Annotated in this window: 23 protein-coding genes and 1 pseudogene; 15 read left to right on the top strand and 9 right to left on the bottom strand. The window is 68.1% G+C overall.

Annotation, left to right across the window (positions count from 1 at the left end; all coding sequences use genetic code 11):
• Positions 1-24 precede the first annotated feature (24 nt).
• The 4 genes from ACH4EW_RS06925 (at position 25) to ACH4EW_RS06910 (ending at position 4,694) form a co-directional block, all read left to right on the top strand.
• The gene (locus ACH4EW_RS06925; protein ID WP_398253315.1) at positions 25-1,251 is read left to right on the top strand and encodes a DUF3631 domain-containing protein; all 1,227 of its coding nucleotides are present in this window, start codon (positions 25-27) and stop codon (positions 1,249-1,251) included.
• 191 nt (positions 1,252-1,442) lie between these two features.
• A complete protein-coding gene (locus tag ACH4EW_RS06920; RefSeq protein ID WP_398252467.1) occupies positions 1,443-2,249 on the top strand; it encodes a DUF2637 domain-containing protein in 807 nt (268 codons plus the stop codon).
• A gap of 223 nt (positions 2,250-2,472) precedes the next feature.
• On the top strand, positions 2,473-2,997 hold the full coding sequence (gene mobC / locus ACH4EW_RS06915) for a plasmid mobilization relaxosome protein MobC (protein ID WP_398252464.1): 525 nt from the start codon (positions 2,473-2,475) through the stop codon (positions 2,995-2,997).
• Entirely contained in the window at positions 2,994-4,694 is a 1,701-nt protein-coding gene (locus ACH4EW_RS06910) for a relaxase/mobilization nuclease domain-containing protein (protein ID WP_398252461.1), read from the top strand. Before mobC ends, ACH4EW_RS06910 begins: the two co-directional genes overlap by 4 nt.
• Here ACH4EW_RS06910 and ACH4EW_RS06905 read toward each other — a convergent pair whose 3' ends face one another.
• The gene (locus tag ACH4EW_RS06905; protein WP_398252458.1) at positions 4,695-5,252 is read right to left on the bottom strand and encodes a flavoprotein; all 558 of its coding nucleotides are present in this window, start codon (positions 5,250-5,252) and stop codon (positions 4,695-4,697) included.
• Positions 5,249-6,511 carry a helix-turn-helix domain-containing protein gene (locus tag ACH4EW_RS06900; RefSeq protein WP_398252455.1) on the bottom strand — a complete coding sequence of 421 codons (1,263 nt, stop codon included), beginning with the start codon at positions 6,509-6,511 and terminating at the stop codon, positions 5,249-5,251. The genes ACH4EW_RS06905 and ACH4EW_RS06900 overlap by 4 nt, the downstream gene beginning before the upstream one ends.
• A gap of 179 nt (positions 6,512-6,690) precedes the next feature.
• On the opposite strand from ACH4EW_RS06900, the gene ACH4EW_RS06895 reads away from it, so the two are divergent.
• From ACH4EW_RS06895 to ACH4EW_RS06865, 7 genes are all read left to right on the top strand, one after another.
• Complete coding sequence (locus ACH4EW_RS06895; RefSeq protein WP_398252452.1) at positions 6,691-7,131, top strand: ATP-binding protein; 441 nt, start codon at positions 6,691-6,693, stop codon at positions 7,129-7,131.
• Positions 7,132-7,133: 2 nt separating this feature from the next.
• Positions 7,134-8,459, top strand: coding sequence for a UDP-N-acetylglucosamine 1-carboxyvinyltransferase (locus ACH4EW_RS06890; RefSeq protein WP_398252449.1), 1,326 nt, complete (start codon positions 7,134-7,136; stop codon positions 8,457-8,459).
• Complete coding sequence (locus ACH4EW_RS06885) at positions 8,456-9,661, top strand: metallophosphoesterase (protein ID WP_398252446.1); 1,206 nt, start codon at positions 8,456-8,458, stop codon at positions 9,659-9,661. The genes ACH4EW_RS06890 and ACH4EW_RS06885 overlap by 4 nt, the downstream gene beginning before the upstream one ends.
• Complete coding sequence (gene dcd / locus ACH4EW_RS06880) at positions 9,658-10,197, top strand: dCTP deaminase (protein ID WP_398252443.1); 540 nt, start codon at positions 9,658-9,660, stop codon at positions 10,195-10,197. Before ACH4EW_RS06885 ends, dcd begins: the two co-directional genes overlap by 4 nt.
• Positions 10,194-10,730: a dCTP deaminase domain-containing protein gene (locus ACH4EW_RS06875; protein ID WP_398252440.1), complete on the top strand. Its 537-nt coding sequence runs from the start codon at positions 10,194-10,196 to the stop codon at positions 10,728-10,730. Before dcd ends, ACH4EW_RS06875 begins: the two co-directional genes overlap by 4 nt.
• Positions 10,727-11,827 carry a glycosyltransferase family 4 protein gene (locus ACH4EW_RS06870; RefSeq protein ID WP_398252437.1) on the top strand — a complete coding sequence of 367 codons (1,101 nt, stop codon included), beginning with the start codon at positions 10,727-10,729 and terminating at the stop codon, positions 11,825-11,827. Before ACH4EW_RS06875 ends, ACH4EW_RS06870 begins: the two co-directional genes overlap by 4 nt.
• Positions 11,828-11,905: 78 nt before the next feature.
• On the top strand, positions 11,906-12,955 hold the full coding sequence (locus ACH4EW_RS06865) for a serine hydrolase domain-containing protein (RefSeq protein WP_398252434.1): 1,050 nt from the start codon (positions 11,906-11,908) through the stop codon (positions 12,953-12,955).
• A gap of 125 nt (positions 12,956-13,080) precedes the next feature.
• Here ACH4EW_RS06865 and ACH4EW_RS06860 read toward each other — a convergent pair whose 3' ends face one another.
• From ACH4EW_RS06860 to ACH4EW_RS06850, 3 genes are all read right to left on the bottom strand, one after another.
• A complete protein-coding gene (locus ACH4EW_RS06860; protein ID WP_398252431.1) occupies positions 13,081-14,088 on the bottom strand; it encodes a hypothetical protein in 1,008 nt (335 codons plus the stop codon).
• 1 nt (position 14,089) lies between these two features.
• On the bottom strand, positions 14,090-18,589 hold the full coding sequence (locus tag ACH4EW_RS06855) for an AAA domain-containing protein (RefSeq protein ID WP_398252428.1): 4,500 nt from the start codon (positions 18,587-18,589) through the stop codon (positions 14,090-14,092).
• 320 nt (positions 18,590-18,909) lie between these two features.
• On the bottom strand, positions 18,910-19,479 hold the full coding sequence (locus ACH4EW_RS06850) for a hypothetical protein (protein ID WP_398252425.1): 570 nt from the start codon (positions 19,477-19,479) through the stop codon (positions 18,910-18,912).
• A 276-nt stretch (positions 19,480-19,755) separates the two neighbouring features.
• Here ACH4EW_RS06850 and ACH4EW_RS06845 point away from each other — a divergent pair, with 276 nt between their 5' ends.
• The gene (locus tag ACH4EW_RS06845; protein ID WP_398252422.1) at positions 19,756-20,160 is read left to right on the top strand and encodes a hypothetical protein; all 405 of its coding nucleotides are present in this window, start codon (positions 19,756-19,758) and stop codon (positions 20,158-20,160) included.
• A 317-nt stretch (positions 20,161-20,477) separates the two neighbouring features.
• Here the strand turns inward: ACH4EW_RS06845 and ACH4EW_RS06840 are convergent, their stop codons facing one another.
• Positions 20,478-20,654 carry a hypothetical protein gene (locus ACH4EW_RS06840; RefSeq protein ID WP_398252420.1) on the bottom strand — a complete coding sequence of 59 codons (177 nt, stop codon included), beginning with the start codon at positions 20,652-20,654 and terminating at the stop codon, positions 20,478-20,480.
• Here ACH4EW_RS06840 and ACH4EW_RS06835 point away from each other — a divergent pair.
• Positions 20,626-20,970, top strand: a pseudogene (locus ACH4EW_RS06835) (transposase family protein); the annotation flags it as partial. The gene ACH4EW_RS06840 and the pseudogene ACH4EW_RS06835 sit on opposite strands and share 29 nt — an antisense overlap.
• A 54-nt stretch (positions 20,971-21,024) precedes the next feature.
• Here ACH4EW_RS06835 and ACH4EW_RS06830 read toward each other — a convergent pair.
• Positions 21,025-22,086 (bottom strand): MarR family transcriptional regulator, encoded by a 1,062-nt coding sequence (locus tag ACH4EW_RS06830; RefSeq protein ID WP_398252418.1) that lies wholly within the window; start codon positions 22,084-22,086, stop codon positions 21,025-21,027.
• A gap of 633 nt (positions 22,087-22,719) precedes the next feature.
• Here ACH4EW_RS06830 and ACH4EW_RS06825 point away from each other — a divergent pair.
• Both ACH4EW_RS06825 and ACH4EW_RS06820 read left to right on the top strand, forming a co-directional pair.
• The gene (locus ACH4EW_RS06825) at positions 22,720-23,598 is read left to right on the top strand and encodes a helix-turn-helix domain-containing protein (RefSeq protein ID WP_398252416.1); all 879 of its coding nucleotides are present in this window, start codon (positions 22,720-22,722) and stop codon (positions 23,596-23,598) included.
• Positions 23,595-23,783, top strand: coding sequence for a DUF397 domain-containing protein (locus ACH4EW_RS06820; protein ID WP_398252414.1), 189 nt, complete (start codon positions 23,595-23,597; stop codon positions 23,781-23,783). Before ACH4EW_RS06825 ends, ACH4EW_RS06820 begins: the two co-directional genes overlap by 4 nt.
• Here ACH4EW_RS06820 and ACH4EW_RS06815 read toward each other — a convergent pair.
• Together ACH4EW_RS06815 and ACH4EW_RS06810 are read right to left on the bottom strand one after the other, a co-directional pair.
• Positions 23,765-24,184, bottom strand: coding sequence for a hypothetical protein (locus ACH4EW_RS06815; protein ID WP_398252412.1), 420 nt, complete (start codon positions 24,182-24,184; stop codon positions 23,765-23,767). The genes ACH4EW_RS06820 and ACH4EW_RS06815 overlap by 19 nt on opposite strands.
• A 324-nt stretch (positions 24,185-24,508) precedes the next feature.
• Positions 24,509-25,291 (bottom strand): polysaccharide deacetylase family protein, encoded by a 783-nt coding sequence (locus ACH4EW_RS06810; RefSeq protein ID WP_398252410.1) that lies wholly within the window; start codon positions 25,289-25,291, stop codon positions 24,509-24,511.
• Between the last annotated feature and the right edge of the window lie 112 nt (positions 25,292-25,403).

Here is a 25,403-nt window from a genome sequence, read left to right as displayed (position 1 = left end):
AAGCGGAGGAGCTACATGTCCAGTATGGACGATCCCGCCCAGAGCACGCCATCCCTTCCGACCACCGCCGCCGTGTGGCCGCCGGTGGCCATACCCGGCCGCCCCACCGAGCCCGTACCGTCGTCCGCAGAAGAGCCCGAACCCGCTCCGGTGTCCGAGGGTGAGGCGGTGCTGGCGGAGCTGCGGGAGCAGATTCGCCGCTACGTCGTGTTGCCGAGCGGGGAAGCGTTCACGGCCGTGACCCTGTGGGTTGCGGCCACGCACCTGCAGACTGCATGGCAGCACGCTCCGCGGCTGGCTGTCGTGGGGCCGGCGAAGCGGTGCGGCAAGTCGCGGCTGCTGGACGTGATCACCGAGAGCGTTCACGATCCGCTGATCACGGTCAACGCGTCGGCCGCCGCGGTGTTCCGGTCGATCACCGCCACACCGCCCACCTTGTTGGTCGACGAGGCCGACACTCTCTTCGGCTCCGCGAAGGTCGCGGAGAAGAACGAGGAGATGCGCGGCCTGCTCAACGCGGGGCACCAGCGCAACCGCCCCACCTTGCGGGTTTCCGGACCCAATCACGAGGTCGCGAAGTTCCCCACATTCGCTATGGCGGCCCTCGCCGGCATCGGTGACCTGCCGGACACGATCATGGACCGGTCGATCGTCATCCGGATGCGCCGCCGCAGGCCGGGCGAGAAGGTGGCGGAGTTCCGTACCTTCCGTGACACCCCGCCCCTCCACGCGCTGCGTGACCGGCTCGTCGCCTGGCTGACTCCGCTGCACGCCGACGCGATGGAGCTGACACCGGCCATGCCGGTCGAAGACCGCGCGGCCGACACCTGGCAGCCGCTGGTGACCGTCGCCGACCTCGCCGGCGGAGCGTGGCCCGACCTCGCCCGCACCGCCTGCCGCATCATGGCCAAGCACGAGGCCGAGCACGACCAGGACCGCAGCAGCCTGGGCATCCGCCTGCTGGCCGACATCCGCCGCGCCTTCACCACCGAAGGCAACCCGCCGGCGCTTCGCACCAGCCGACTCCTCGACATCCTCAACCAGGACGACGAGACGCCCTGGGCGGAGTACACCGCCAACGGCCTGACCCCTCGGGGCCTGCAACTCCTGCTGAGGGAGTACGGCATCAGCTCGGCCACCCGCCGCTTCCACGGCAACGTCCAGGCCAAGGGCTTCACCCGCGTGCAGTTCGCCGACTCCTGGGCCCGCTACTGCCCCGAGCCCGCGCCCGAAGCCACGACCGGGGCCTGACCCGGCACGACCCGTCGCGACTCGTCTCCGCGCAGGTCAGCGCGGTGACGAGTCGAGGTCCGGTGACGAGTCGACTCGTCATCACCGCCGCACTCGTACCGGTCCTGACCAGGCACGCGACGAGTCGCGACGGGTCTCCCCCGCCCTCAGGGCCACATCAGCCACACCCTGCACCCCTGGAGCATTCCCCTTTGCCTTCCCCCACCATCGTCACGGCACCGTCCGCCCCGCTGCCGCTGGCCACAGCGATCCGTACGGGTGTGTCGCTGCTGGCCGTGGCCGCCTTCGCGCTGTCCTACGACGCCTTGCGCCAGATGGCCGCCGCCAGCCATATCCACCGGGCGCTCACCTACGCCTTCCCGCTCGTCATCGACGGGTTCATCGCCATCGGGATCGGCGCCCTGCTCGTCCTGCGGACCGCACCCCTGTCCGCCCGTCTCTACGTCTCGGCACTGGTCGGCATCGCCACCGCCACAAGCATCTGGGCCAACGTCCTGCACGCCATCCGCCTCAACCAGCAAACCCGCCACAACGGACTCTCCCTCGACGACATCACCGTCGGAGTCATCTCCGCCATCGCCCCACTCGCCCTGGCCGGAGCCGCCCACTTCTATCTCCTCGTCGCCCGACGCCCCGCCGACCCTGACCGCCATAACACCGACGACCGCCACGAACCCGCCGCTGAACACACGATCGGCGAGCTCGCGCCGCCACCCGCCACGGGCACCGACGACGACGTGCCGCAGCCACTCGCGAAGCGAGAGGCGCAGGCCCCGCAGCAGCCCGATAAGCCGGGAGGCAAGCAGCCGAGCGTTTCCCTGGAGCAGGCCGTGGCCATCGGCCGCACGGCTCCCCTCGGGCGAGCCGGCCGTGCCTCGCGCCGCAACATCGAGAAGGCCGTCAGGGACCAGGGTTTCGGGATTTCCCGGAGCCGTCTGGACGAAATCAAAAACCTGCTGCAGGCCGAACTCGACGCCGTCACCACAAGCATCGGCTGAACCCCGCATCTCACGTCACCCCAGCCCGTTCTTCCCGTGAATCAGCACGGGAAGAACGGGCCCTCGCCCTCCATCACCGCTTGCAGGAGCCCACATGCACGGCCCCGACCGTGAACCCTCGTCAGCGCAGCAGCAGATGACCTTCACCTCGGCATCAGGCGGAGCAAGGTATGGCGTTGGACCGTCCAAGGGCCGGTCCAACGCAAGTGCCTCCGCCCCGGGGGTGGCGGAGGAGCTCGGGCACCAGGGGGTGCCCGACCGGAACAAGCCCGTCGACGCCGCCACCCGCACCGTGCAGCCGCAGCGTGCCGCCGAAGCCGCCGCACTGCACCGAGTTGCACGCCGCCGCCAGCGCAAAGAGACCCAGCGCAAGGAACGCGTCGACGTCCGCTACAGCACCGACGAGAAGGCAGAGATCCTCGCTGTGGCCCGGTCGCTGAACATCGCCGCCGCCCACTACGTCGGCGCCGTCGTCATGGCCCACGTCCACGGAGACCTCGCACTGCCCGGTCAGCGCACCCAGCTCGACGACTACATCGACGAACTCACAGCCCTCCGCGGTGAGGTCGCCAAGATCGGCCACAACATCAACCAGATCGCCAAGAAGCTCAACTCCGGCGGCCGTCCACACCATGGGGACACCGCACTCCTCGACCGTGCGGAACGCGTCCTCGGCACGGCTGGCACCACCGTCCGCCACATCGCAGCAGCCACCAACCAGGCCGCCGCCACAAAGGGGCCACGGTGATCGCGAAGATCAGCAGCGGCAAGAGCACCGCCGGCCTCATCCGCTACCTCTACGGCCCCGGCCGGGCCAACGAGCACACCGACCCGCACCTCGTCGCCTCCTGGGACGGCTTCGCGCCCGACCCCGGCCGCACCGACGGCATCGCCGCCACAAAGAAGCTCCTCGTGGCCGACCTCGACCTGCGCGTCCAGCAGGCCAGGCGACTTGGCCGAGCCCCGAAGCAGCACGTGTGGCACTGCTCCGTCCGTACAGCGCCCGGCGACCGCCTCCTCGACGACGCTGAATGGGCGGACATCGCCCGCCGTGTCGTCGCAGCCACCGGAATCGCGCCGACAGACGACCCGGACGGCTGCCGATGGGTCGCCGTCCGCCACGCCCCCGACCACATCCACATCGCCGCCACCAAGGTCCGAGGCGACCTGCGCACCGCACGCCACTGGAACGACTACCTCACGGCTGACCGCGAACTCGCAGCCATCGAGAAGGAATACGGCCTCTTCCAAGTCGTACGCGGGGACCGCACCGCCGCGAAACGGCCCACCCGCGCCGAGCAGGAGAAGGCCCACCGCGCCAGCCACGACAAGCCCGCCCGCGTACGCCTGCGCACTGTTGTCCGCACGGCAGCCGCCGCTGCCACCAACACCGAGGAGTTCCTCGGTCTACTCACCCGCACCAACGGCGTCCTCGTCGAGGTCCTGCACTTCCCCTCCGGAGAACTACGCGGCTACAAGGTCGCCCTGGACCACGACACGAACGCCGAAGGGGAACCGGTGTGGTTCTCCGGCTCCACGCTGTCGCCGGATCTCTCCCTCCCCAAGATCCAGAGCCGTCTCGCCGCAGCAGACATTCCGGCCGGCAACCCCAACGGGCGTCTCCGGCCGCACCCGTGGCACCAAGCCACTGCAGCCACAGAGCGCATCCCCCACCACCTCGACCAGCCGGACGCCGAAGCCGCCCAGGCCCACTTGGCCGCCCTCGGCGAAGCACTCGACGCCGTAGCCCTCACCGCACCGCCGGACATCCGCACCGAACTCCGCACAGCGGCCTCCGCCTTCGAACGGGCAACCCGTTCACGCATCCGCGCCGAACACCACCACGCCCGCGCCCTGCGAGGGGCAGTGAAGGCCATGCTCCACGATCCGACACCCAAGGACGGAGCCCTCCTGGCGATGTTCCTCGACGCCGCGCTCCTCGCCGTCATCGCCGCCGCCCGCTGGCACGACCAACGGCACCACAACCAGCAGACCGCAGCCGCCCGCCAGACCCTGTTCCACCTCCAGACCGCCTACGACCGAACCTCATCCGGGCACCTGCTTGCCGCTGGCCAGCATGGACCGCCTCAGAAGGTCGTTGTCCGGTACGCCCAGCTCATCCGCCAGGCCACACCCACGCACGCCGACCAGATCCTCGCCGACCCCGCCACCAATGCACTCACCACCGCAATGGCCGACGCGGAGACCGCGGGCCACGATCCCGGACGCCTGTTGCAGCAGGCAGCAGACGAACGCGCCCTCGACGACACCCGCTCCCCAGCACGCACCCTGGCCTGGCGCGTACAACGGCTCTCACAAAGGCCCGCTCCAAGCCGACGAGCTCTCGCGGCACAGGCACGCAGCGCCGTTCCACGCCCCGTGGCTTCCCCACAGCCTGCGGCATCGGCCACACCCACCGCTACGTCTCGGCCTCGGCGGAGGTGATCACGACTGGGCGGCCACTGTGGGCGTGAGCAGGTCGAGTGCTTCCTCCCAGTGGAAGCGGTCCGCGCCGCCGCCGGCCTTGGGGGGATGGGGTTCGTAGGAGCCGATCAGGATGCCCATCGCACGCAGCTTCCGCAAGCTCTCGGCGTACGCGGGGTGAGCGGCCTGGGCGGAGTTCACGTACGGCAGAGCGGCGGTGGGGGTGCCGAAGCCGTACGACTCGCACAGGATGCCCAGGGCCAGGGTGTCCGAGATACCGGCCGCCCACTTATTGATCGTGTTGAACGTGGCCGGGACAACGGCGATCGCATCCGGAGCCGGAAGCGGACGAGGGTCGCCAGGAGACCGCCAGGCCGAACGGATCGGGTACCCGGTCTGGGCTTCGACGGCTTCCGCGTCGATGAAGCCCAGACCCTGCGGCGTGGCAACGACGCCCACGTCCCAGCCGGTGCTCTGCGCCGCCGCGATCAGCCGCCCGACGTCACCGGCGATGCCCGATCCACACACGACGACGTACAGAAACGGCTTCTTGGTCCGCTGGTCGGACTGCTCACTCACGCGGGGACTCCCAGTTGACGGCTGAACAGGTGCAGTTCAGGCAGCGTACGACGACGGTCGCGGGCAGCCATGTCCGCGACCAACTCCCGGATGGCCGGGCGCCGGATGTCCTGCGCCGCACAGCTCTCCGCGATACGGAGCGCCTGATATCCGTCGGCGAGCCGGCCCTGCTGGCTGTAGGCGCGGGCTGTTTCGACCCAGAGGGCCGCGCGCCGCTCGGGGGCGGGAATGTGCCGTCGCATGAGGGGGCGCGCGGCCTCCAAGGCGAGCCCGGCGTCCCCGAAGGACACTGCCGCGCTGACCCCGTGCAGGCCGACGTTCGTGGGGCTGAAGTTGGCCCAGGCATCGGCTCGGTCGAGCGTGACGTACTGGGAGACCTCCTTCGCCTCGGTGAGGAAGTCGCGGGTGGCCGAGCGGTCGCCCCCGCTGCTCGCCGCTGTGACCCCGCGCAGCAGAAGCAGGCCGAGCGCCGCCAGGTAACGCGGGGAACGCTGGTCGTAGGCGCCCGTGAGCTGGTCGGCCGTGTGCCGGACCAATGTGATGGCCTGGGACGTGTGCTTCTCGCGGGCCAGGAGATGGGCGTGGACGCGAACGCTGGAGGCCAGGACGACCGGGTCACCGCTGCGCTCTGCCTCCGCCATGGCGCGTCCGACTGCCAGCCACGCGTTGCCGTGGTCGCCGAGCTTGAGAAGCAGGCTGGCAGAGGTCTGGTACGCGGTGGCCAGCAGAGCTGCGGCCTCGTCCGAACCCGTCGCCGCGTGACGAAGGTCAGTGATCAGAACGGGAAGTATGCGCTCCAGACCGGTGTAGTCGCACGCGTAGAGGAGCCGACGGGCCGCGGAGATGCGCTCACCAAGCTTGGAAAGGCCATGGTCCTCGTCTCCTGCCGGAGGCAGCGGGCCAGGAAGGAGAGCGTGCACGAGCGCACCGTAGCCGTGGTGAGGGGAAGGGGGCGTAGCGAGAGTGGCCAGGCTGGTGGCGAGGAAAGTGCGGCGACGCATGTCATCTGTCTCGGTGTGGGGGTCACTGGTGTCGGGGATGTCGGCCAGGCCGACAGAGGGTAAGGGGATACCCAGCTCCCGCGCGATGGCACGCAGCACCTGGGAGTCCTCGGTGCCCTTTCCCTGTTCGAGGCGGCTCACCTTCGACTGGTGGTAGCCGAGCGCGGCAGCGACGTCCGCCTGGGACCGTTTCGCGAGCACACGCGCTCGGCGGATCACCTCGCCGAGCCGTCTCGCCTCGTCGTACGCATCGGCCATCTGTGCCACGGCTCCTCTCGCCGTCGCCCGATTCTGCCTGCTCAACCGAGCCTAATTCACTCGGTACTTGATGGTCATGCAGCTTCTGCATAAGTCATGCCGAGCGCGCACCCGAGCTGGCCCATGCACTGCCCCGGACGGTTCTTTGGTGAGACCGAACTCGATCGGGAGGCATTCCTGTGGAACCGCTTCGCTTCAGCTTTTCGGTAGCCGGCACGGCGTGCGCCGTCACGGACTCCAGACACCGGGTCGTCGCGGGAGTACTCGGCTGGCGGCTCGACGACGCCGACGAGGTGCTGGAAACCGTGGCGCTGGTGACCAGCGAGCTGTTGACCAACGCCGTACGCCATGCCGGGCACGGCCCCATTTCGGTGGCCGCGGAGCTGACCGGCGGCCGGGTGCGGATCGAGGTCTGCGACTCCAGTCCCGTGCTCCCGAAGGCCGGCCTGCCCGGCGCGTACGACGAACACGGCCGCGGCCTGCCCATCGTGGCCGCGCTGGCCGACCGGCACGACGCCGAGGCAACCGCGTCCGGAAAGCGGTGCTGGGCCGAGATCCCTGTCCCTGCGCCACCCGCACCTCCGGACGCGGCCGTGCACGCACTGCTTCCTAGGAGATGACCATGCCCCTCGCCCAGACCCCTGCCACCACCGCAGAAGTGATCGCAATCCGGCCCGGCCCGCCACTCACCGGGGCAGTGACCGTCGACGGCTCCAAGAACGCCGCTCTGCCGCTTCTCGCAGCGGCTGCGGCTCTGCGCCGACCGGTGCAGCTCAGTAATGTCCCTGCCAGCGCTGATGTACACGCCATGCTCACGCTGTTGCAGCAGGCCGGGCACCGCCTGGCACGTGCGGTCGGTGACCCGACCACGGTTCTGGTCCTGGGTGGCAGCGTCGGGCACATCGCCCCGGAATTGTTCGAGACCGCCAGCCGCATCCGCGCCTCGTACTACCTGGTGCCCGCGCTGCTGGCCACCCATGGACGCGCCGTCATGCCGTGGCCCGGTGGGTGCCAGATCGGGGATCGCGGGATGGAGCAGCACTTCAGGATCTACGAGGCGTTCGGCGACCGATACGCCGTGGACGACCGCGGTTACAGCGTCGTGGCCGGGAGCACCCGTACGGATTCCGTATCGGTGAAGCTGCCCTTCCGCTCGCGCGGTGCGACCGTCGCCGCGATCCTGCGAGCTGTTGTCGCAAACCGCCCGCTGCGGCTGGGCCACCCGAACCTGTCCCCCGAAGTCACCAGTGTCCTGGGCGCACTGAAGTCAGCGGGTTGGGGAACGCGGGCCACCGAACGCATGATCGTCCTCACGCCGCCGTCTGCGGCGGCCGTGGAGCACTCGGTCGCCTGGGCCGTGCCCGGCGACAAGATCGAAGCGGGAGCGCTCGCCTGCGCGCTGGCAGCCACGGGAGGCAATGGCCGCATCGAGGGCGTACGAGGCAGAGACATCGCACCCTTCGTAGCCGCACTGCGCTGGCTCGGCATCTCTGTGGCCGTGCACGAGGATGCCCTCACGGTTCACGCCCGGAACACGCAACCGACCGGCCACTCACTGCGCGCCATCGCGTCGCTCTCCCCCGGCGGCCTGGACGCCGACTTCGAACCCGCGCTGATGGCCCTGACCTTGGGGCTACCCGGCACGCATCTCTTCGCGGACACGATCAACTCCGGCCGCCACGGGAACCTGCTCCCCCAGCTCGCGGTACTGGGCGCGGACATCGAGCAGATCTCTCCCACGATGTGCCGTCTCACCGGCCCGCAGCGTCTGACCGGCGCGGGTGTGGAATCCACCGACATCCGTACCGGCTCGGCCCTCATCATCGCCGGGCTCACCGCGCGCGGTGTCACCACTCTCGGAGGGCTCCAGCAGCTCCGCCGGGGCCATGCCGACCTCCCCGCCAAGCTCCGTGTTCTCGGCGCCGACATCTGCGAGGTCACGCCGTGATCCGAAACCTCCAGCGCATCCTGGCCACGACCGATGTCCATTCCGCCTTCGACGACGCCCTGCCTCTGCTGGCCCACCTCCATGCGGCTCGCTCCGAGGCGCTCATCGTCGACAGCGGCGACTTCTTCGAAGGCAGCGGGTACTACCGGCTCGGCGGAGGACGGGTCGAGCGCGAGATCCTCACCACCCTGTACGACGTGATCGCCCCCGGGAACCACGGCTGGCCGCACTACTTCGAACCGAGCGTCCACCAACTCACTGTGTGCGCCAACGTGGTGGACGACGCCAATGGGGATGCCTTGTTCCGGCGCATCCACCTGGCCACGGTCGACGGCCGACGCGTCGCGGTGACCGGCGTCATGGGCATCCAAGCGTTCAACGCCGTCCCGTTCGCCGACCGGGTCGGCCACCGAGTTACCGACCCGGTCCGGGCACTCCAGGAGCTGATGCTCGCCCACCGCCATGAGGTGGACGCGTGGATCCTGCTCAGTCACTCCGGGTTCTCCGAAGACCTCAAGATCGCCGGCGCCTGCCCGTTCCTCGACGTGATCTTCGCCGGACACTGCCACAGCGACCAGTACGGTCCCGTCCGCGTAGGCGACACCCAGGTCCTCAAGGGCCTTGAGCTCGCCGTCGGCTACGCGCTCGCCGAGCCCGTGGACGGCGACTGGAACGGCCGGTCCCATCTCCTTCCACCGCCGGCGACCGGCTCTTTGCCCGGCCTGGCACCGATTCTCGGCGAGATCGAGAACCTCCGCCGCCAGCTGACTGTGCCCCTCGGCTCAATCACCCATGCCTACCGGCACCGGCTTCCCAGCCGTGGACAGTTGCTCGCCGAGGTCGCCGGACGACTGCATACCGGCCTGGGAGCGGAAGCGGTCCTACTCAACGAGACTGCCCTGCGACCTGTCCCCCTCCACGACACGCTCACCGTGGGCAGCTTGCTGGCCACCGAGCCGTTCGACAACCAACTCGTCCATGTCGTGCTGCCTGACGATCAACCGCTGGTCGCGGCCCTGCTCGGGCGCCTGTACGAACAGGTCGGCCCTCTGGTCACCGCACCGGACCCGCTGCCGTCCGGCATCCGCAGCGTACTGACCACCGCCTACCTCGCCGATGCGTACTTCGGTAGGCACCCCCGACAGGCCGTCGTCCCCCTTCGCCAAGCCGTCCAGCACGTCCTGACCGGAGGAGGGTCGTGATCCTGACCGGCCCCGAGATCACCACAGCCGCGGTCGACGGGCGCTTACGCATCACCCCGTTCGACCAGAACCAGGTCAACCCCAACAGCTACAACGTCCGGCTCGGCCCAACCCTCCTGACCTACACGACACCGGTCATCGACAGTCACCACCCGAACCCCACGGCGGAGGTGCGGATCGACGACGGCGGATACGTCCTCCAGCCCGGCGAGCTCTACCTCGGCCACACCCTCGAAGAAGTCGGTTCCGATTCCTTTGTGCCGCTGCTGTTCGGCCGTTCCTCGGTGGGCCGCCTGGGACTGTTCGTCGAGATCACCGCGCCGATCGGCGACATCGGATTCCACGGACAGTGGACGTTGATGCTGTCCGCGATCCGTCCCCTGCGCGTGTACCCGGGCATGAAAATCGGGCAGATCATGTTCTTCGTCGCGGTCGGCCCCGTCGACCTCTACGTCGGCAAGTACCAAGCGGCCACGGGCCCACAGCCCTCCGCGTACTGGCGGGACCTTCCACCGCTCAGATCGGCGGCGTCGTGATTCTCACCGGCCCGGCCATCGCCGCAGCAAGGGCCGCCGGCGCCCTCATCATCGATCCCTACGACCCGGGGCACCTCTCGCCCAACGCCTATGACTGGCGGCTCGGCGACACCCTGCGCATCTGCGACGGCGACCTCGACGCGGCATGCCGAACCTTCAGCCGCGAGGTCAGCATCCCGCCGGAGGGCTACGACCTCGCTCCTGACGTTCTGTACCTCGGCGTCACGCACGAGAGGACCGGATCGGAGACGTACGCGCAGTTCCTCAACGGAAGCCGGAGCATCGGCGCCCTCGGTATCTGGGTCCACGTCTCTGCCCCACTCGGCCACCAGGGCCACGCCATCCGGTGGACCCTGGAGATACGGGCGGCCCGCCCCGTCCGCATCTATCCGCTCATGGTCTTCGGGAAGGTCACCTTCCACCAGACCTTCGGCACCCCGGCGAGCTACCAGCAGCACGGACTCAAGTACCGGGCCAGCACGGGGATCGAGACCTCACGCCTCTACGAGGAGATACAAGGAGGCCGACCGTGAATCCCAGTGTCGCCACGGCCCTGGACCTGCCTGCTGGTAGTCCCGGCGGAAGCGTCGAACTCTTCCTGGACCTCTACACCGGTAACCGCCCCGGCATCCCGGCCCAGGCATTCATGCTCGCCCCCGAGGGCGCCACTCCGCGCCTCAGGGCTGGCCTGGAGCTGCTGTCCGTACGAGGGAAGTGCCTGGACGGCCCCGCCTTCGGCAGATACGTGGCCGAACTCCGTACGGCCCTCCGGCAGGCGATCGACCCGTCCAGGATCGACATCCTGCACCTGCAACACCTCGCATTCGGAGCGACCCCGGCCCTGATGCGAGCCCTGCCGGCCCACGCCAGGATCGCCCTGGTCCACGGCACCGACCTCCTCTTCGCCGAAGGCCACCGCGACCAGCTCCACGTCCTGCGCGAGACAGCGCGGGCATCCGACGCGATCGTGGTCCCCACCAACGCGATGGCGGACCGCCTCCTCAATCTGGCCCCGAAGACCAACGGGCGGAAGATCGTCCACATCCCCTGGGGAATCCCCGACCACCTCATCACCAGCCCGCCCGCACGAACGACGAGCACCGCAACGAGCCACCTGCGCCTGCTGTACGCCGGTCGGCTCACGCCCGAAAAGGGCGGCAAAGCCCTCATCAAGAGCCTCGCCCCAGCGCAGGGGATCGAGCTGAGCGTCGCCGCGCCGCAGAGCGAATATCAGGCGCTGGCACCCCTGTTCCGGCGAGCCGGTATCCGGGCCCGCTACCTCGGCTGGCTCCACCGACCACAGCTGTGGAAAACCTTCGCGGACCACGACCTCCTCGTCATGCCGTCCACCACCCTGGAGGCCATGGGCCTGGTTGCTCTGGAAGCCCAGGCGTGCGGGCTCCCCGTCCTCTACCAACCGGTGCCGGGGCTGAACGAGGCTCTCGGTGCCTCTGCGGCATCCATCGACTTCGCGCGGCCCGGCGCCGTTGCCCGAGACCTCCAGCGGATGCGAACCTCAACCGGCATGTTGCCCGCGCTGCGGGCGGCAGGACTCGTCAACGCCCGCCGGTACCCCCTCTCCACTACCCAAGCCGCCCTCCACGCGCTCGGACGTCAAGTCCTCGGATAGGCCGCCGCGTCGAACCATCGGCTGCTGCGGCGGCGTCAATACTCTGGGCAATGGAGACCCACGGCGAAAAGGGAGACCATGATCGACCGCATTCAAGCTCTGCTGGACGAAGGAGTCCGGGCCAAGGTCTACCCGGGCGCGGTCTGGGCCGTGGGGGACTCCACCGGCATCCGAGCCAGCGGCAGCACGGGCGTCCTCAACCCGGACGAACCGGAACATCGGATGCGGCTGGACACCGTCTTCGACGCCGCCAGCCTCACCAAGATCCTTGCCGTCTGGTCCTCAATCGGGGCGCTCTGGGAGGACGGCCGCCTCGACCTCGACGACCGGCTTGGCACCTACTGGCCCGAGGTCACCGACCACGAGCTCGGCCGGGTCACAGCAAGGCAGTTGCTGACCCACACGGCTGGCGTCCCCCTCCGGGCCCAGCTGAAGAACCAGTACGGCACGGACCACGGCGACATCCGCAGGGGTGTACTGCGCGAGCCGCTGCATCGCCCCCCGGGCGAAGCCGTCGAGTACACCGACCGCGCGGCCCTGATCCTCGGCTTCCTCGCCGAACACCTCTCGGGTGTGCCTCTTGACCAACTCGCCACCGCGCGAACCTGGCACCCCCTCGGCATGAACACCACGCGCTTCGGCCCCCTGCCCACCGAAATCGCCGCCCGCTGTGCCCCCACCGAGCTGGACCAGAACACCGACACCCACCTCAAGGGCGTCGCTCACGACTTCTCCACACGCCTCCTGGGCGGGTTCTGCGGCATCGCTGGCGCCTTCACCGTTCTCGATGACTTGGCCATCTTCCTGCGCTACATCCTGGATCCCACGGCGGCCGACTCCCCCGCTGGCTTCGGCCCCGACTGGTCCGCCCAGTCGCTCACCGTCCAGACCGGCGGCCTCGAACCCGCACGCGGGCTGTTCTGGCACCCAGCGCCAGGGTCGAGCAACGAGTACGACGTGTGGGTCCACTACGGGTTCACCGGCACTGGCATGTGGATCTCGCCGACGGTCAACCGCTGGGCCGTCCTCCTCACCAACAAGCTGTACTACACGCGCGACCGGCAGCCCCTGGCGGATGTCCGCAACGCGTTCCGCGAACTGCTCTTCTCCTCGGCAGAGAAAAATTAGATGCCAACTCCCCGCCAGCATCGTGTCTCAGTTGGCTGATGGCGGCATCCGCGAAGTGACAACTCACACACAGCCAAGTCAATGCCAGCAGGCCCCGCGCCTCTTACGGCAAGTGCACCCCCGATTCAAGTGCCCACCACCGGTCCGCCGCCCGGACGACGACGAGCGACAGAGGCCGGCGTCGGGCGTTGTGCGGAGGCATTGAGGTTGCCGCCGCGGCCTCGCTCTGCGGGCGCGCGCACAGAAAGCGGGGCAGGGGGCGCCGTCGCCGTCGCCGTCGCCGTCGCCGTCGCCGTCGCCGTCGCCGTCGCCGTCGCCGTCGCCGCGAGATCATTCAGCGTGGCGTTCACCACCGGCCAGCACATGTCGAGCGTGTCGCGGTTGGGGCTGTGCCCGGTCCGCTTCTCCGCCAGGGGATGGACGAGATTCCTGTAGTGCCGGACAAGCTCAGAGGCCAGCTTGGCATCGTGCTCGATCCATTTGTTCTTGAATGCGAAGTCCACGAAGTCATTCAGCCCCATGCTCCGCAACGGCTTCGGCATGCGTACGCCCGCGGAGCGGACCTGTGCCGCATGCGCGAGCACCCCCTCCAGAAGACTGCCCAGCATGATGATCGCCGACGTGTAGGCGCCGTGCTCGTAGCACGTGCGTGCCTCGTCCAGCCGAAGTTGCACGGCTGTAGCGAGATCCGGGTCGCTCACCACATCCTTCACGGAGACCTTCAGCTCGACGCGCGGCAACTGCAGTACCTCGTCCTCGAAACCGGCTTCGCAGCGGACGAGGGCCGGCTGGCTTCCGTCCTCGCCGATCCGGCGTCCGTCGAGCACGAGTACCTCGTTGAGCCGCTTCAGCGTGGCGCGGTACTCCTGCTGCTGGTTGTAGTACTCAAGGCGGTTCGCCAGGCGCAGGATTGCGCGCTCGGCATCGTCCGTGCCGTCCTCCTGCCGCTCCTTGAGGAGTTCCCGGGCCCACTTGTGCCTCGGTGTGCCGTCGTACTCCGGAACGTCGTCCCAGCCCGCCCGCTGGAAGAACTCAGCAATCTCGTACCCCTTCCGGTAGAGCAGCGACGTCTCGTCCCCGCAGATCAGGTGGGCGATCTCCGTCAGCGTGCTGTCGTCGAAAATCTCGTTCACATCAGACTCCTTCGAGAGAGACGGACGCATCCTCATCGAGCATGGCGTCGAGTTCATCGGTGGTGAGGTCGGCATCGTCCATCTCGACCGGGGCCCAAGTGCTCGCCGATTCGCCCTGGGGCCGTTCGGTGACCCCGGGCCGGATACCCAGAGCGTCAAGGCGCTTCCACAGCGGCGCTAGCGAATCCTCCGGAGATAGGGCGAACTCGCTACTCCGTACGCGCCAAAACTGCCAGCCCGCCCGTCGCAGTTCCCGCTCTCGCTCGTAGTCGTCACGGATCTGGTCAGGGGTGGAGTGATACGGGCTGCCGTCGCACTCCACGGCGAGGCGGCCTGTCTCTCCGACGACGACGAGGTCGATACGTTTGCCGCTGGCCTTCCACTGGGGAACTACGTGGTAGCCGCTTTCCTTGATCCTGCGAAAGACCCGCTGCTCGAACAGTGAGTCGAACGGCTCGCATCGATCATCGGGTGAAACGGTGGAAAGGCCGGGAGAGGTGCCTTGGAGTTCTGGCGGCGCCTGCATATAGGTGAGCAGAGAGTGGCGCAGGTCCTTGCTGCGCAGCTGATCCGGCGTGACGGAAGTGAACAACCACATCTGGTCGCGGGCCCGGCTGGCGGCCACGTTGAACCGCCTTCCGTCGCCCTGTCCCGTAAGGGCCCGGGTGTTGTCGGCATCGACGACCAGCGAAAGCAGGATGACGTCCCGTTCGTCTCCCTGGAACTGTTCGGCCGTGCCCACACGCATGTTGTGCCGCTCCTGGATCGCGGAGTCGATCCGTGTGTCGATGAGATTCTCCAACAGCCTTGTCTGCTGTCCGGAACGGAGCACGATGACTCCGAAACTCCGTTTCGCGTACGCCTCGTTCTCCGCTAGTTCCTGCAACTTGGCGACGATGCGTTCAGCCTCGGGCCTGTTGACCAGCGTCTCTCGCCGTCCTTCGCAGTGGCCTTCATGGACGTGGACGACTTCGAGGGGCCGCAGCCGGTCCGCTCCGTACTGCCGGAGGGGTACAAGTTCGTTGTCAGGATAGAACTGAGCGGAGGACCACTTGATGATCTCTGGCATGCACCGGAAATGTTCGGTGAGCCGGATCGTCTCGCTGAAGCGCGCGGACAGCAGGTCGTAGAGGTTGGACTTGGGGCTGAGCCCGTCCCGCTGCCAGTCGGTGAGATGGGGCAGGAGTGAGTCGAGGAGTTCGTTGAACCGCTCGTGCTTGCCCCCCGTGTAGAACGGAACACACTGCTTGTCGTCACCCACGACGATGATCCTCGGAGCGAGCCACAGCAGCATCAGGCCGTCCAAACCGACCTGGCTCGCCTCGTCCACAATGACGACATCGAAGGCGTCCGGCTCGGGATCAATCATTTCGGCCACTTGCTTTATCGGCATGACCCAAGCCGGGACCGCGTCACGCGCGTCGCGCATCGCGGAACGGGCGGCCTTAAGGTGCCGCTTGCCGAGTGCCGTCATTCCCTTGCCAGCGTTCGCCGTGGCCGACGCGTAGGCACTCAGTGCCTGCTTCTGGCCGGCCGTCATCCGGTCCAGGCAGTGGTACAGCGCTCTGTCGGCCGCTAGTTGAGTCACCGTGGTCCTCAACTGCGCCTCAACCGCTTCCAGCTCCCCTTCCAGCTTGGCTTCCCTGCCAGGTGTCAGCATCCTGTCCTGGAAGGTACGCGCACGCCGCCAAGCCCAGGCAGCGCCCAAGTTCACGAGGCAGCTCTCCCAAGCCACGTCGGTCGGGGACTCAGCAAAACGCCGAGCCAGTTCAGAGTGGTCCTCGGACAGTCGGTCCAAGAGTTTGCGAGCCTCCCGGCGATCGGCCTCACGATGGAACGCCTCGGTCAGTGATTCGATCGCGGACATGTACGCCTTTGGATCACGGACGGTAACGGCTCGGTGGACCTCCGCCAGCTCAGCCACTCCTTGGGCATCGGGCCGTGGCAACTGCTCGGCGATCGACCTGAGCCTCTCCTCCGCCTCACGGGCACGCAGCAGCCGTACCGCACCGTTCGCCGATGTACGGATGTCGTCCCACTCCTGTGCCGTCCGCACCGTGGCCTTGATCCGGGCCTTGAGCAGAACGTCGTGCAGCGTACGCACGGACTGGGTGAACGCATCCACCGCACTGAGCGTCGGCACACGGTCCAGCAGCTCCGACAGAGCAACCTCCGTGGAACCCTTGGCCACAGGTGCGCCGACACTCTCCCAGCGCTCGTTCAGCTGCCGGACGCACTGACGTGCCGCAAGGTGAGCAACTAGTGCGGAGATCTCGTCCTGCGTACTGGGTAGTCGCCCGTCCACTTGGCAATCCTGAAGAAGGACTTGGGCTTCCTTCTGCACCGCCTTCGGAAGCAGTTTGCGCAGCTTGCCTCCGCCTCGCAGAAACTGTTCGAGGTCTCTTCCAGCGGCGATGAGACGTGATTCCTCAGCAAGATCCACATCAGGTACATCGAGCACGGCGAAGGGGATGTGCTGAAGCACACTCTGCACTTCCTGGGCGCGGGCTGCTGACCGGCGCACTGCGTCCCACAGCTGCTGTCGCTGGCCGGCCATTCCGTCCCGCAGGGCACGAGTAGTCCATTCTCCCGGCAACCACGCGGTCGGCTCACCTGGTAGCCCCTCGCTCTGAAGTGCGTGTTCCGCCGCGTCCAGAAGCTCTACCAACGTCGCGATCAGATCGGGTCCCTGATTCGCGAGTTCGAGGGAAAGCTTGTCGGTCGATGCCTCGGCGCACGAGCGTACCGCCGCGTCCAGGGCGTTGACCGCCTCTTCGAATATCACGGGTGCGACAAAGTCCGCAGGGTCTGGGCAGCGGGCGCCATACTCGTCCAGCACTCCGGGCCCGTGCCGGGTCACCAGACCCAGCAGGCGCTGGGCCTCGTCTTCGCTCAGTGAAGGTTCTTGCGGTGCCGATGCGGGCAGGGTGGGCATCCAGTCGTACTTCGACGCACCGGCAGCGACGGTCTCCACGATCTCCGCGAGTCGCCCCTCGTAACCGGGTGCCACATCGAGGTGTTCGTACCACTCCGCCTCACGAAGGGAGCGGAGTTCGTCACGGAGCCGCGCGCGGGTGTCCGACAGCTTCGAGCGCAGCGCCTCATGGCCCTTGATCCTTACGTCGAGGCGCTCCGTCGACTGGGTGGCACTGAGCTGGGAGAGAGCGCGCACGGACTGTTCCAGGTCACCGCTGCCGTCCTCGCGCCGGCCGCCCTGGAGGACACATAGGCTGCGCAGCTCCGCGGGCAGTTGCTGCCGCAGAACCTTCAGCGCCTGGCTCTTCTCACTCGTCACGAGCACCCGCTTGCCGTCCGCCAGCAACGCGCACACGAGATTGGCGATGGTGTGCGTCTTTCCCGTGCCGGGCGGTCCCTGAACGACGACGCCGGTATCAGTCTGAAGACGCCTCAGCACCTCCCGCTGGGCTTCGTTCGACAGCAGCGGGAACAGCGGGTCGGGGCCAAGGGCCGGGGGCACATCGCGGCCACCCGCCGTACCCCACACCCTGCGGTCCTCCGCTTCCAGCTGGTACAACAACTGAGCCAGTCCCAGGGGAGCCGTAGCACCAGGCTGGGCGAGCCGGTTCGCAATGCCGTCGTAGAAGTTCACGAGGGCGCCCTGGCCCCGCTGACGGAGAATGATGGCCGGCGCGAACCCGAGCGTGGGCACCGGCAGCGCCGGGTCGGCGGGCGGGCGGCCCCAGCCACGGTGGAATGCCACTGCGCGATCGGTACCGAACGCCCTCTCCGACCAGTCGCCAAGCACGTCCTGAGAGTCACGGGACAGCGGATGGAATCCTTCCGCGTCGACACGGTCCCGCAACGGGCTCAGCAGCCGTGTGCTGTATCCCTCGTCCGCGCCGAGGAACTCGCTGTCCTCCAGACGCGCGGGGTCGCCGGGCGCGAGAGCGACGGTGATGGTCATATCGGTGGGATTCATGGCGAGTATCAGCGGCGCCGTCAGAATGTGCCGGGCTATCCGGGCCGACGGACGCGCGGCTCCGATATTCAGGAATCCGGCACCCAGTACAGCCTCGTATTCCTCGCCGTCCTGCTGAATCCTGGTCACCATTCGGTACAGCTGCTGATGAAGTTCCCGGTACGGCCGGTCGACGCGCTCCTTTTCCGACCACTTACGCCATGCGTCGAGCCATCGCGAGTAGGCACGTAGCACATCGTGTGCTTCCTCCCGGAGAATCTCGGAGACCTCGAATAGGTCTCCGTTCTCGTCCTCCTGCCAGCCCTGCCCCGGACCCGACTCGGCCAGCGGTGGCACTTCGGGCGTCGCGGTGGCTGCGGCCTCGGGATCGACCCAACCTGCCAGCACCTCGGGCAGGACGGGGGCTGGCCTCGGCGGCCGGTGTGGCACCTTGAGCAGCAGCCGGTCGCCGTCCGGGTGCCGCCTCAGCCTGTCGTCCGGCAGACCGGAGAGCCAGAGGACTTCCGGATACTTCTGGCAATCCCGCACTGGCTTGTACGACCCGCGAACAATTTCGCGCATGTATTCGATAAGTTGGCGTGCGCGGTGGACCGCCTCTGGATTGTTGGCGCGAAGTGCAGAGTGAAGAGACACCTGTCCCCCAGGTCATGGTTCGACGGAAAGCCTTCCAGGATGTGGGAGAGAAGCGGCGTCATCAACAGGGACTGACGAGTAACGACGTGAACAAGCCGCATTCCGCGAAAGTTGGCTGTAACCCAGCCAACCGTTAGCCTCGATTGTTCAGCGGTGACTACAGCTGGGCGAGGTGATTGACTCGCCCCAGTTTGTTCCGATGGTGCCAGTTAGGGTCGCCTCGTGTCGCTGCGGCTGACGCCAGGGTTTCACGATTCCCCGGGCAGTCCGAAGGGTGTCCACGCCTTCACCGCCTCAGCCAGCGCCCTCGAAGCCGCGCCCCTCCTACGGGCCGCCGAACAGGTCAACGAATCCCGCCCCGCCGCCCTGAAGCCCATCGAGCAAACCCCCGTACGCCCCGGCGCACGCGTCACCACCCGGGGCACCTCCTTCAAGGCCGGCACCGACGACGACCGCGAATCCCCCGCCCTGGCAATCGCCGCCCTCATGCACCAGCGCGGCGTCACCAGGCAGAGACCTGAGCCGACGCCACCGGGAACGGCCAGTTCTTGCGGGCACATCGGGCCATAGGCGCCGAGATACACCATCAGACGCCAGCGAATCCCAACGGTGGCCGTCGCGCGTTCCTTGCCCTTCTCGCTGCCCGCGCCCTTGATCCGGCAGGGGTTGCGGCGGATCAGCTCGTCGCGCGCCGCCGTCTCCGTGATTGTCTTGCCCCTGCGAACCGACTTCCCCGAACCTGCGTTCCCGACCGCTCTGCAGGCCCTAGCCGCGTACCGAAACGGAGCCCTCCTCCTTCTCCTGTCACCGATGGTCACCCACCTTTGTGCGCGATGCGTGAGCGAACGGGACAGCACCAGGCGCCACTAGTCTCAGCTGTCCAACTGGATCGGAAGTGTGCCTACATGCGCAGCAGCAGTGCGGCATGATCAGGGCCCATGGACCCCGCCGTGGTAGCTGCGCTTATCTCCACACCTGTCGCCCTGGTCACCGCCGGGACTGCTTACGCCGCAGGTCGCGTGTAGTCCCGGGGGGCACACGGTGGACCTGTCGACTCTGTCCGACGCACGGCGCAGCGCGAGGCGTACGCCAAGGTGTTGCACGAGGCGCAGGACTTCATGACCCGTATCGGCCCAATCGCCTCTGCGGCAGACCAATATCACTTCGTCCGCCAGCTGGACATGAACGTGCCCGCATCGGACGAGACTTCGGCAGAGCAGGCCCGGGACGCGCTAATCAGCCTCGGCGTATCGAACTTGTCCAAGGCCGTTGCTGTGGTGCTGCTGGAAGGACCGGAGCACATCGCAGGACTCGCCAATCGACTGTTGTCTCAGGCATCCGCACTGTACGCGGCGTGTGATCGGCACCTCAGCCCCTATCGCCCCATTTCCAGCGGACCCGACATGCTTCCCAATAGCGAGCAGCGACTCGCAACCGTGGTGGAAGAGTTCATCGTGGCCGCCCGCAACCACCTCAACCGAACTGGCTTCGACCACTGAAGCCGTTTGCGCCAGCAACTCCAACCCGAACCGCCGACGGTAACCTCGGGTTCCGGGCCTCCCGCAGCGCCCAACGGCTCCCCTGCCAGCCTCGTGCCCCATCCGCGCCCATCGAGACGGTAAACAGCGGTCACTGACGGCTCTCAGTACCCATCGCGGCACGTCCTATCTCGGGGCATAGCACCAGGTCAAATGCCATGCGTCTAGCTTGAGTAGCGGTGATTCCCAAGCTCAGAGCGCGAGTTCGATTCTCGTCACCCGCTCTTCTGAGAGGGCCCAGGTCAGCGAACTGGGCCCTCTTCGTTGTCTAGACCTCTCTAGGCGTTGCGCACCACCTGTGCACCACCTATCCCTTCCTGCTGCTGCTCGCGTGCCCTCTCCCGGGCCGCCTGCACCATCCGGTCGAGGCCGCTGGCGGGGCGCTGGGGCCTCGGCGACGGCCCTGTCGCGCATCTGGTGAGGCGGATGGAATCGCACGGGATTGTGGTGGTCATGCCACCTGCCAGTGATCCCTCCGCTGCGAGCGTGGGCGCCTTTTCCACCCAGGCCGCGCGGCCGCTCGTCGTTCTGACCGCCAACTGGGCCGACGACATCTACCGGCACCGGTTCACGGCTGCCCATGAGCTGGGCCACCTTGTGCTTCACGGCGATGCCACCGGTGACAGCCAGTACGAACGGGTCTTCACCGACCGGCTCCTGGTGACACTGGTCCATCTGCGGACTGGGCTCACCCATGAGGCGTTGGGCGTGCTCTGCGAGGTGGGGTCCTCCACGATCGGCCGGGCGATCCGGGAAGTCCGCCCACTGCTGGCGGACCGTGGGTTCGCACTCCGCGGCCTCCCGCCGAGCTCTGCGCGGGGCCGTTCAGGGGCTGCGCATCAGGTCGCGGAGGCCGGCGACGAGGGCTGCGACATCGCGTTCGCCCTGCTCCGGGGCCGCCGTGTCGGGCGATTCCGGCTTGTGGTGCACGGTACGGCAGGGGGTGCAGAGGCCGTCCGGGAGTGCCTCGGCCGGGCCGGGACGGCCGCATTCGGCGCACTCGACCAGGAGGCCGCGCACGGGAGCGCCGGGCAGACCCGATGCCGGGGCCGGTGCCGCGGGCAGTTGGGGCGGCATCTTGTCGGTGAGGCGGCGGCGCATCAAGCCGATGGGGGATCCGATTTGCTCGGGAAGCCCGGCGGTGAGCGCGGAGGTCAGGTAGTCGGTGCTGACGCCTCGCGCGAACCAGGTGGTGGCAAGTGGTTCCAGGGCGGTGCAGTCGGCGGCGGAGAGTGCCAGGCGGGGTTCGCGGCGCCCGAGTTCGGCCAGGGTGAGGTAGGCGGGGGAAGGAGCCGCAGCAGCCGAAGGGGCGGCTGCGACCGGCACGTATTCCGGTGCCGGGGGCACCGGCGCGTTCGGCCCGGGGAGCGCCATGGTGCCTGCTTCCAGCGGCCGGTTCGGGGGCGGCTCCGCGGTGCGCTGCCGGGGTACGAACGGTTCGGGCCCCGTCTCGGCGGAGGGTGTGGATGCCTGCTCCGATGCGGCTGCTTCGCCTGCGAGTTGGGCGGTCCACCACTCGTTGTCGTGGGCGGCGCGTGACCAGTAGGTGAGCGTCACCCACCGGCACTGGCCGTCTCCCTCCACCCGGCAGCGCACGCGGCGCAGGTGCCCGGCCACGGCGAGTGCGCGCAGGGCGGTACCGATGGCCATCTGGCCGTACAGGGGCAGGTCTTTGGCCAGCGACTTGATGTCCATGGCGGCGCCGTCGGGCAGGCGGTCGACATACCCGGCGACATACCGCTCACGCTCCGGCAGGAAGGCGAAGTCGCCCACGCCGGGTTGGCCTTGGCCGGGAATGGACTGCTTGCCATAGCCGGTGCGGGCCTTGCGGTACGGGCGTGATGCTGCGGGGGCGGGCGGCGCAGAGTTAGGCTGCTGGATAGCCACGAGATCGCCTTTCTAGGGTGTCGATCTTGGGTGAGACCCCGGCCGGTGGTGCTAACACCGCGTCGGGGTCGATTCGTTGAGGCGACCGTAAGCAGCCGCGACTCTCCGCTGCAACTCGCCCACAATTAGTCATACTTGCTGGCCGTGACGGGGTGGGGAGGGAGGGGAGGTTTCCTCAAAACCCCTACCTACCTCCCGGATGAACAACACCGCTCGAATCCCGATCCTCGGACCCCGGCCCTCGAATCCCGAAGCTCAAGCGTCGGCCCGCACACCTCTCCCGAACCCCCGAACGAGTGACAGGACGGTGCGCGGCGCTCGAACCCCGAGACTCGGGACCCGAGTTCCGGGGCCGGCGCCACGGGCCCCGCAGAGCCAGGCACCCCTGTCAAGGTGAGCCACCGCGCGTTTCCGTCTGAACAGAAGTGCAGCTGACGCCTCCTCGACGGGCGGAGGTCAGGGGCAGGCGGTCGGGCATCCCGCGTCTGGGGCGAACGCCAGGACACACCGCCCTGACCGCGCGTACGCTGCGCAATATCACGCACACGCCTGGTGACGATTGCACTGGGTGTGTCGGTGCGGCAAGGTCAGAAGCGGTACGGCGGGGTGGGTGCGCGCGAAAGGTGGCCGACGGTGGCCTACGAGAACACGGACGACGGCGCTGCGGGTACGGCGGCGGGAGGAACGGGCGCGGGAGTCGGCGCCGAGCCCGGGGTGTCGGACAGTCTGCGCACCTTCGGCGCGTTCGTCCAGGCCTTACGGGAGCACGCGGGCCTGAGCCGTGAGGAGTTCGGCGACCAGGTGCGCTTCTCGAAGCACACGGTCGCCTCGGTCGAACAAGGCCGCCGGATGCCGGACCGCGACTTCGTGGAGCGCGCGGAGGCCGCGCTCGGCAACACGGGGGCGCTGCGGCGGGCCGCGCCGCATCTGTCGCGGCAAGCGGGACTGGCGAGTTGGTTCCGACAGTGGGCTCGGCTGGAGGCGCACGCGGTCACCTTGTGGACCTACGAGTGCCGAGTGATTCCCGGCTTGCTCCAGACCGAGCGGTACGCGCGAGCCGTGACCGAAAGCGTGCCGCCTGTGAAGGACGAGGAGCAGGTGGCCAAGCAGGTTGCGGCTCGGCTGGAACGCCAGCAACTGTTCGAGCGCAAGCCACCGATCGCGTTCAGCTTCATCATCGAGCAGGCACTTCTCGAACGCGGCACGGGAGGACCTGAAGTGATGCGGGAGTTGCTCGACAGCCTCCTGGAACGGTCGCTGCGGTTCAACGTCGAGTTGCAGATCATGCCGCGATACCAGCCGGATCACGCGGGGTTCGACGGCCCGTTGATGCTTCTCGAAGCACAGGACAACAAGTGGTTCGGCTACGCGGAGGGGCAGCGTGGCGGCATGCTGATCTCGGACCCGAAGGAGGTCAGCATCACGCTCCAGCGGTATGCGAGACTGCGCTCACAGGCTCTCAACTCCGAGGATTCCAGGAGTCTGCTGAAGCAACTGCGAGGAGCGCTATGAGCAGCATCGACGAACGGGCTTGGTTCAAGAGCAGCTACAGCGGTTCCGACGGTGACGCCTGCATGGAGGTGGCGAAGGGCACACAGGCAATCCATGTCCGGGACTCCAAGGACCAGTTGAGCCCCGAACTCGCCCTCTCCCCCGCCGCCTGGGACGACTTCGTCTCCTATGCCACCCAGGGCTGACCCTCACGCCCCGCGCCGGACCCGTCCGACGCGGGGCGTCGCTGTTCACCGGGATAGGGGTGGGAGGTCGACGCGGTGGTGAAGAAGGTGTCGATCGTCGTGAGCGGGTCCTGGCTCTCGGCAAGCTTGATCAGTACGAGCAGGAGGTCGTGCCCGGTCAGCCGGGAGGCCGGGATGACCCCGAGGATGCGCAGGGCGAGGAAGGCGTGGATCTCCTCCAGGCCACTGCCGTTCTCCCCGCGAAGGCCGTCCAGGGCCCGCGTGATGGCCGCACCGCGGCCGGGGCCGGTGTTCCAGGAGTACCGAACGTCGATGTGCCGACTGCTCTGGTGCAGTTCCAGGTGCTCGATGCGCGGGTGGGACCGTGGCGGCAGGGCGAGGCGGAGGGTGCGGGCGTACACGTCGGGCTGGTAGCGGGGGACGAGTCAGCCGCCCAGGGCCATCAGGTACCAGAGCAGGTTGGCGGCCTCGCCCGCGACGGTGTTGCGGCCGGCGAACTCGAAGTCGAGCCAGCACAGCGGGTCGGCGATGTTGGGTTCCGTGGGGTCGCCTTGCGTCAGACCGGCGAGCCGGCGGCTGTCGGGAGCCAGGGGCGTGGCGGAGCACCGGCCTTCGCCACTGCCCCGCGGGCCCGGACGACGTGATTCGTCCGGGCCCGTTCCATGCCCTTTCCGCCGGTGCCGGGGGTGCGGGCGGGTCCTGGCGTCAGTGCGGGCGAGCCTCGCTCACCGCACGGGGAAGCCGAAGGAGTACCCCTGCTGCCTCAGCCAGGGCAGCACCTCGCGCAGAGCGGCCACGGTCCGGGAGCGATCCCCTCCCGCGTCGTGGAAGAGAACGGTCGGCCCGTTGGAGATCTCGCTCTTGACGGTGGCGACCATGGTGTCCACGCCGGGACGCTCGAAGTCTTTGGAGTCGACGTTCCAGCCCAGCGGCCGCATCCCCCGGGACGCGGCGAGCTGCCGGCTGTACGGGGTGAAAGCACCGCCCGGAGCCCGGTAGTACTGCGGCCGGACGCCTCCGGACGCCTTGGTGATCATGCGTTCGGCATCCAGGATCTGCTGGGACTGGTAGGCCTCGGACCGGGTGTCCATGGTGGTGTCGTGCGAGACAGTGTGGTTGCACAGCCGGTGCCCGCCCGCCACGACCGCTTTGACCAGGTCCGGGTACGCCTGGGCCTGCGTGCCCACCATGCAGAACGTAGCCTTCACACCGTTGTCCTTCAGCAGTTGCAACACCTGCGGCGTCCAGACCGGGTCCGGTCCGTCGTCGATGGTGATGTTGACGCCCCGGGCGCCGCGGTCCGAGGCGTGCGCGATGTCCGCCGCCACCTTGGCCACTGCCCGGTCCTGGGACCGGGCGTCCGGCGCTGAGACACGCGCTTGTGCCTGCCGCCCTCCGTCGGGGTCGGCCTGCGCGGTCCACAGCGAGGTGGCAGCGGCCATCGCCGTCACCCCGAGCGCCGCCGCGAAAAGCCGGCTGTGCCATCTCCTTTCCTTGTGCCTTGCCATGTCCGCCCGCCCCTTCGCTGTCTCCGCCGATGCCGTGCACCCATGAAGACATACGAACGCCCCTGCGAGAAGCCTCTGTTACCGATCACGGACGAATCCGGAGGGGGCCGGC

This window comes from Streptomyces sp. NPDC018000 (genome assembly GCF_044328025.1).
Lineage (GTDB): Bacteria > Actinomycetota > Actinomycetes > Streptomycetales > Streptomycetaceae > Streptomyces.
The sequence above is the reverse complement of the archived record's forward strand: the minus strand, read 5'-3'. Positions and strand labels throughout refer to the sequence as shown.

Coding starts and splice junctions, on each gene's coding strand:
- ACH4EW_RS06925 (WP_398253315.1), top strand. CDS start 25: ATGGACGATCCCGCCCAGAGCACGCCATCCCTTCCGACCACCGCCGCC.
- ACH4EW_RS06900 (WP_398252455.1), bottom strand. CDS start 6,511: ATGGCCGATGCGTACGACGAGGCGAGACGGCTCGGCGAGGTGATCCGC.
- ACH4EW_RS06890 (WP_398252449.1), top strand. CDS start 7,134: ATGCCCCTCGCCCAGACCCCTGCCACCACCGCAGAAGTGATCGCAATC.
- ACH4EW_RS06865 (WP_398252434.1), top strand. CDS start 11,906: ATGATCGACCGCATTCAAGCTCTGCTGGACGAAGGAGTCCGGGCCAAG.
- ACH4EW_RS06855 (WP_398252428.1), bottom strand. CDS start 18,589: ATGCGCGAAATTGTTCGCGGGTCGTACAAGCCAGTGCGGGATTGCCAG.
- ACH4EW_RS06840 (WP_398252420.1), bottom strand. CDS start 20,654: ATGACCACCACAATCCCGTGCGATTCCATCCGCCTCACCAGATGCGCG.
- ACH4EW_RS06820 (WP_398252414.1), top strand. CDS start 23,595: ATGAGCAGCATCGACGAACGGGCTTGGTTCAAGAGCAGCTACAGCGGT.
- ACH4EW_RS06810 (WP_398252410.1), bottom strand. CDS start 25,291: ATGGCAAGGCACAAGGAAAGGAGATGGCACAGCCGGCTTTTCGCGGCG.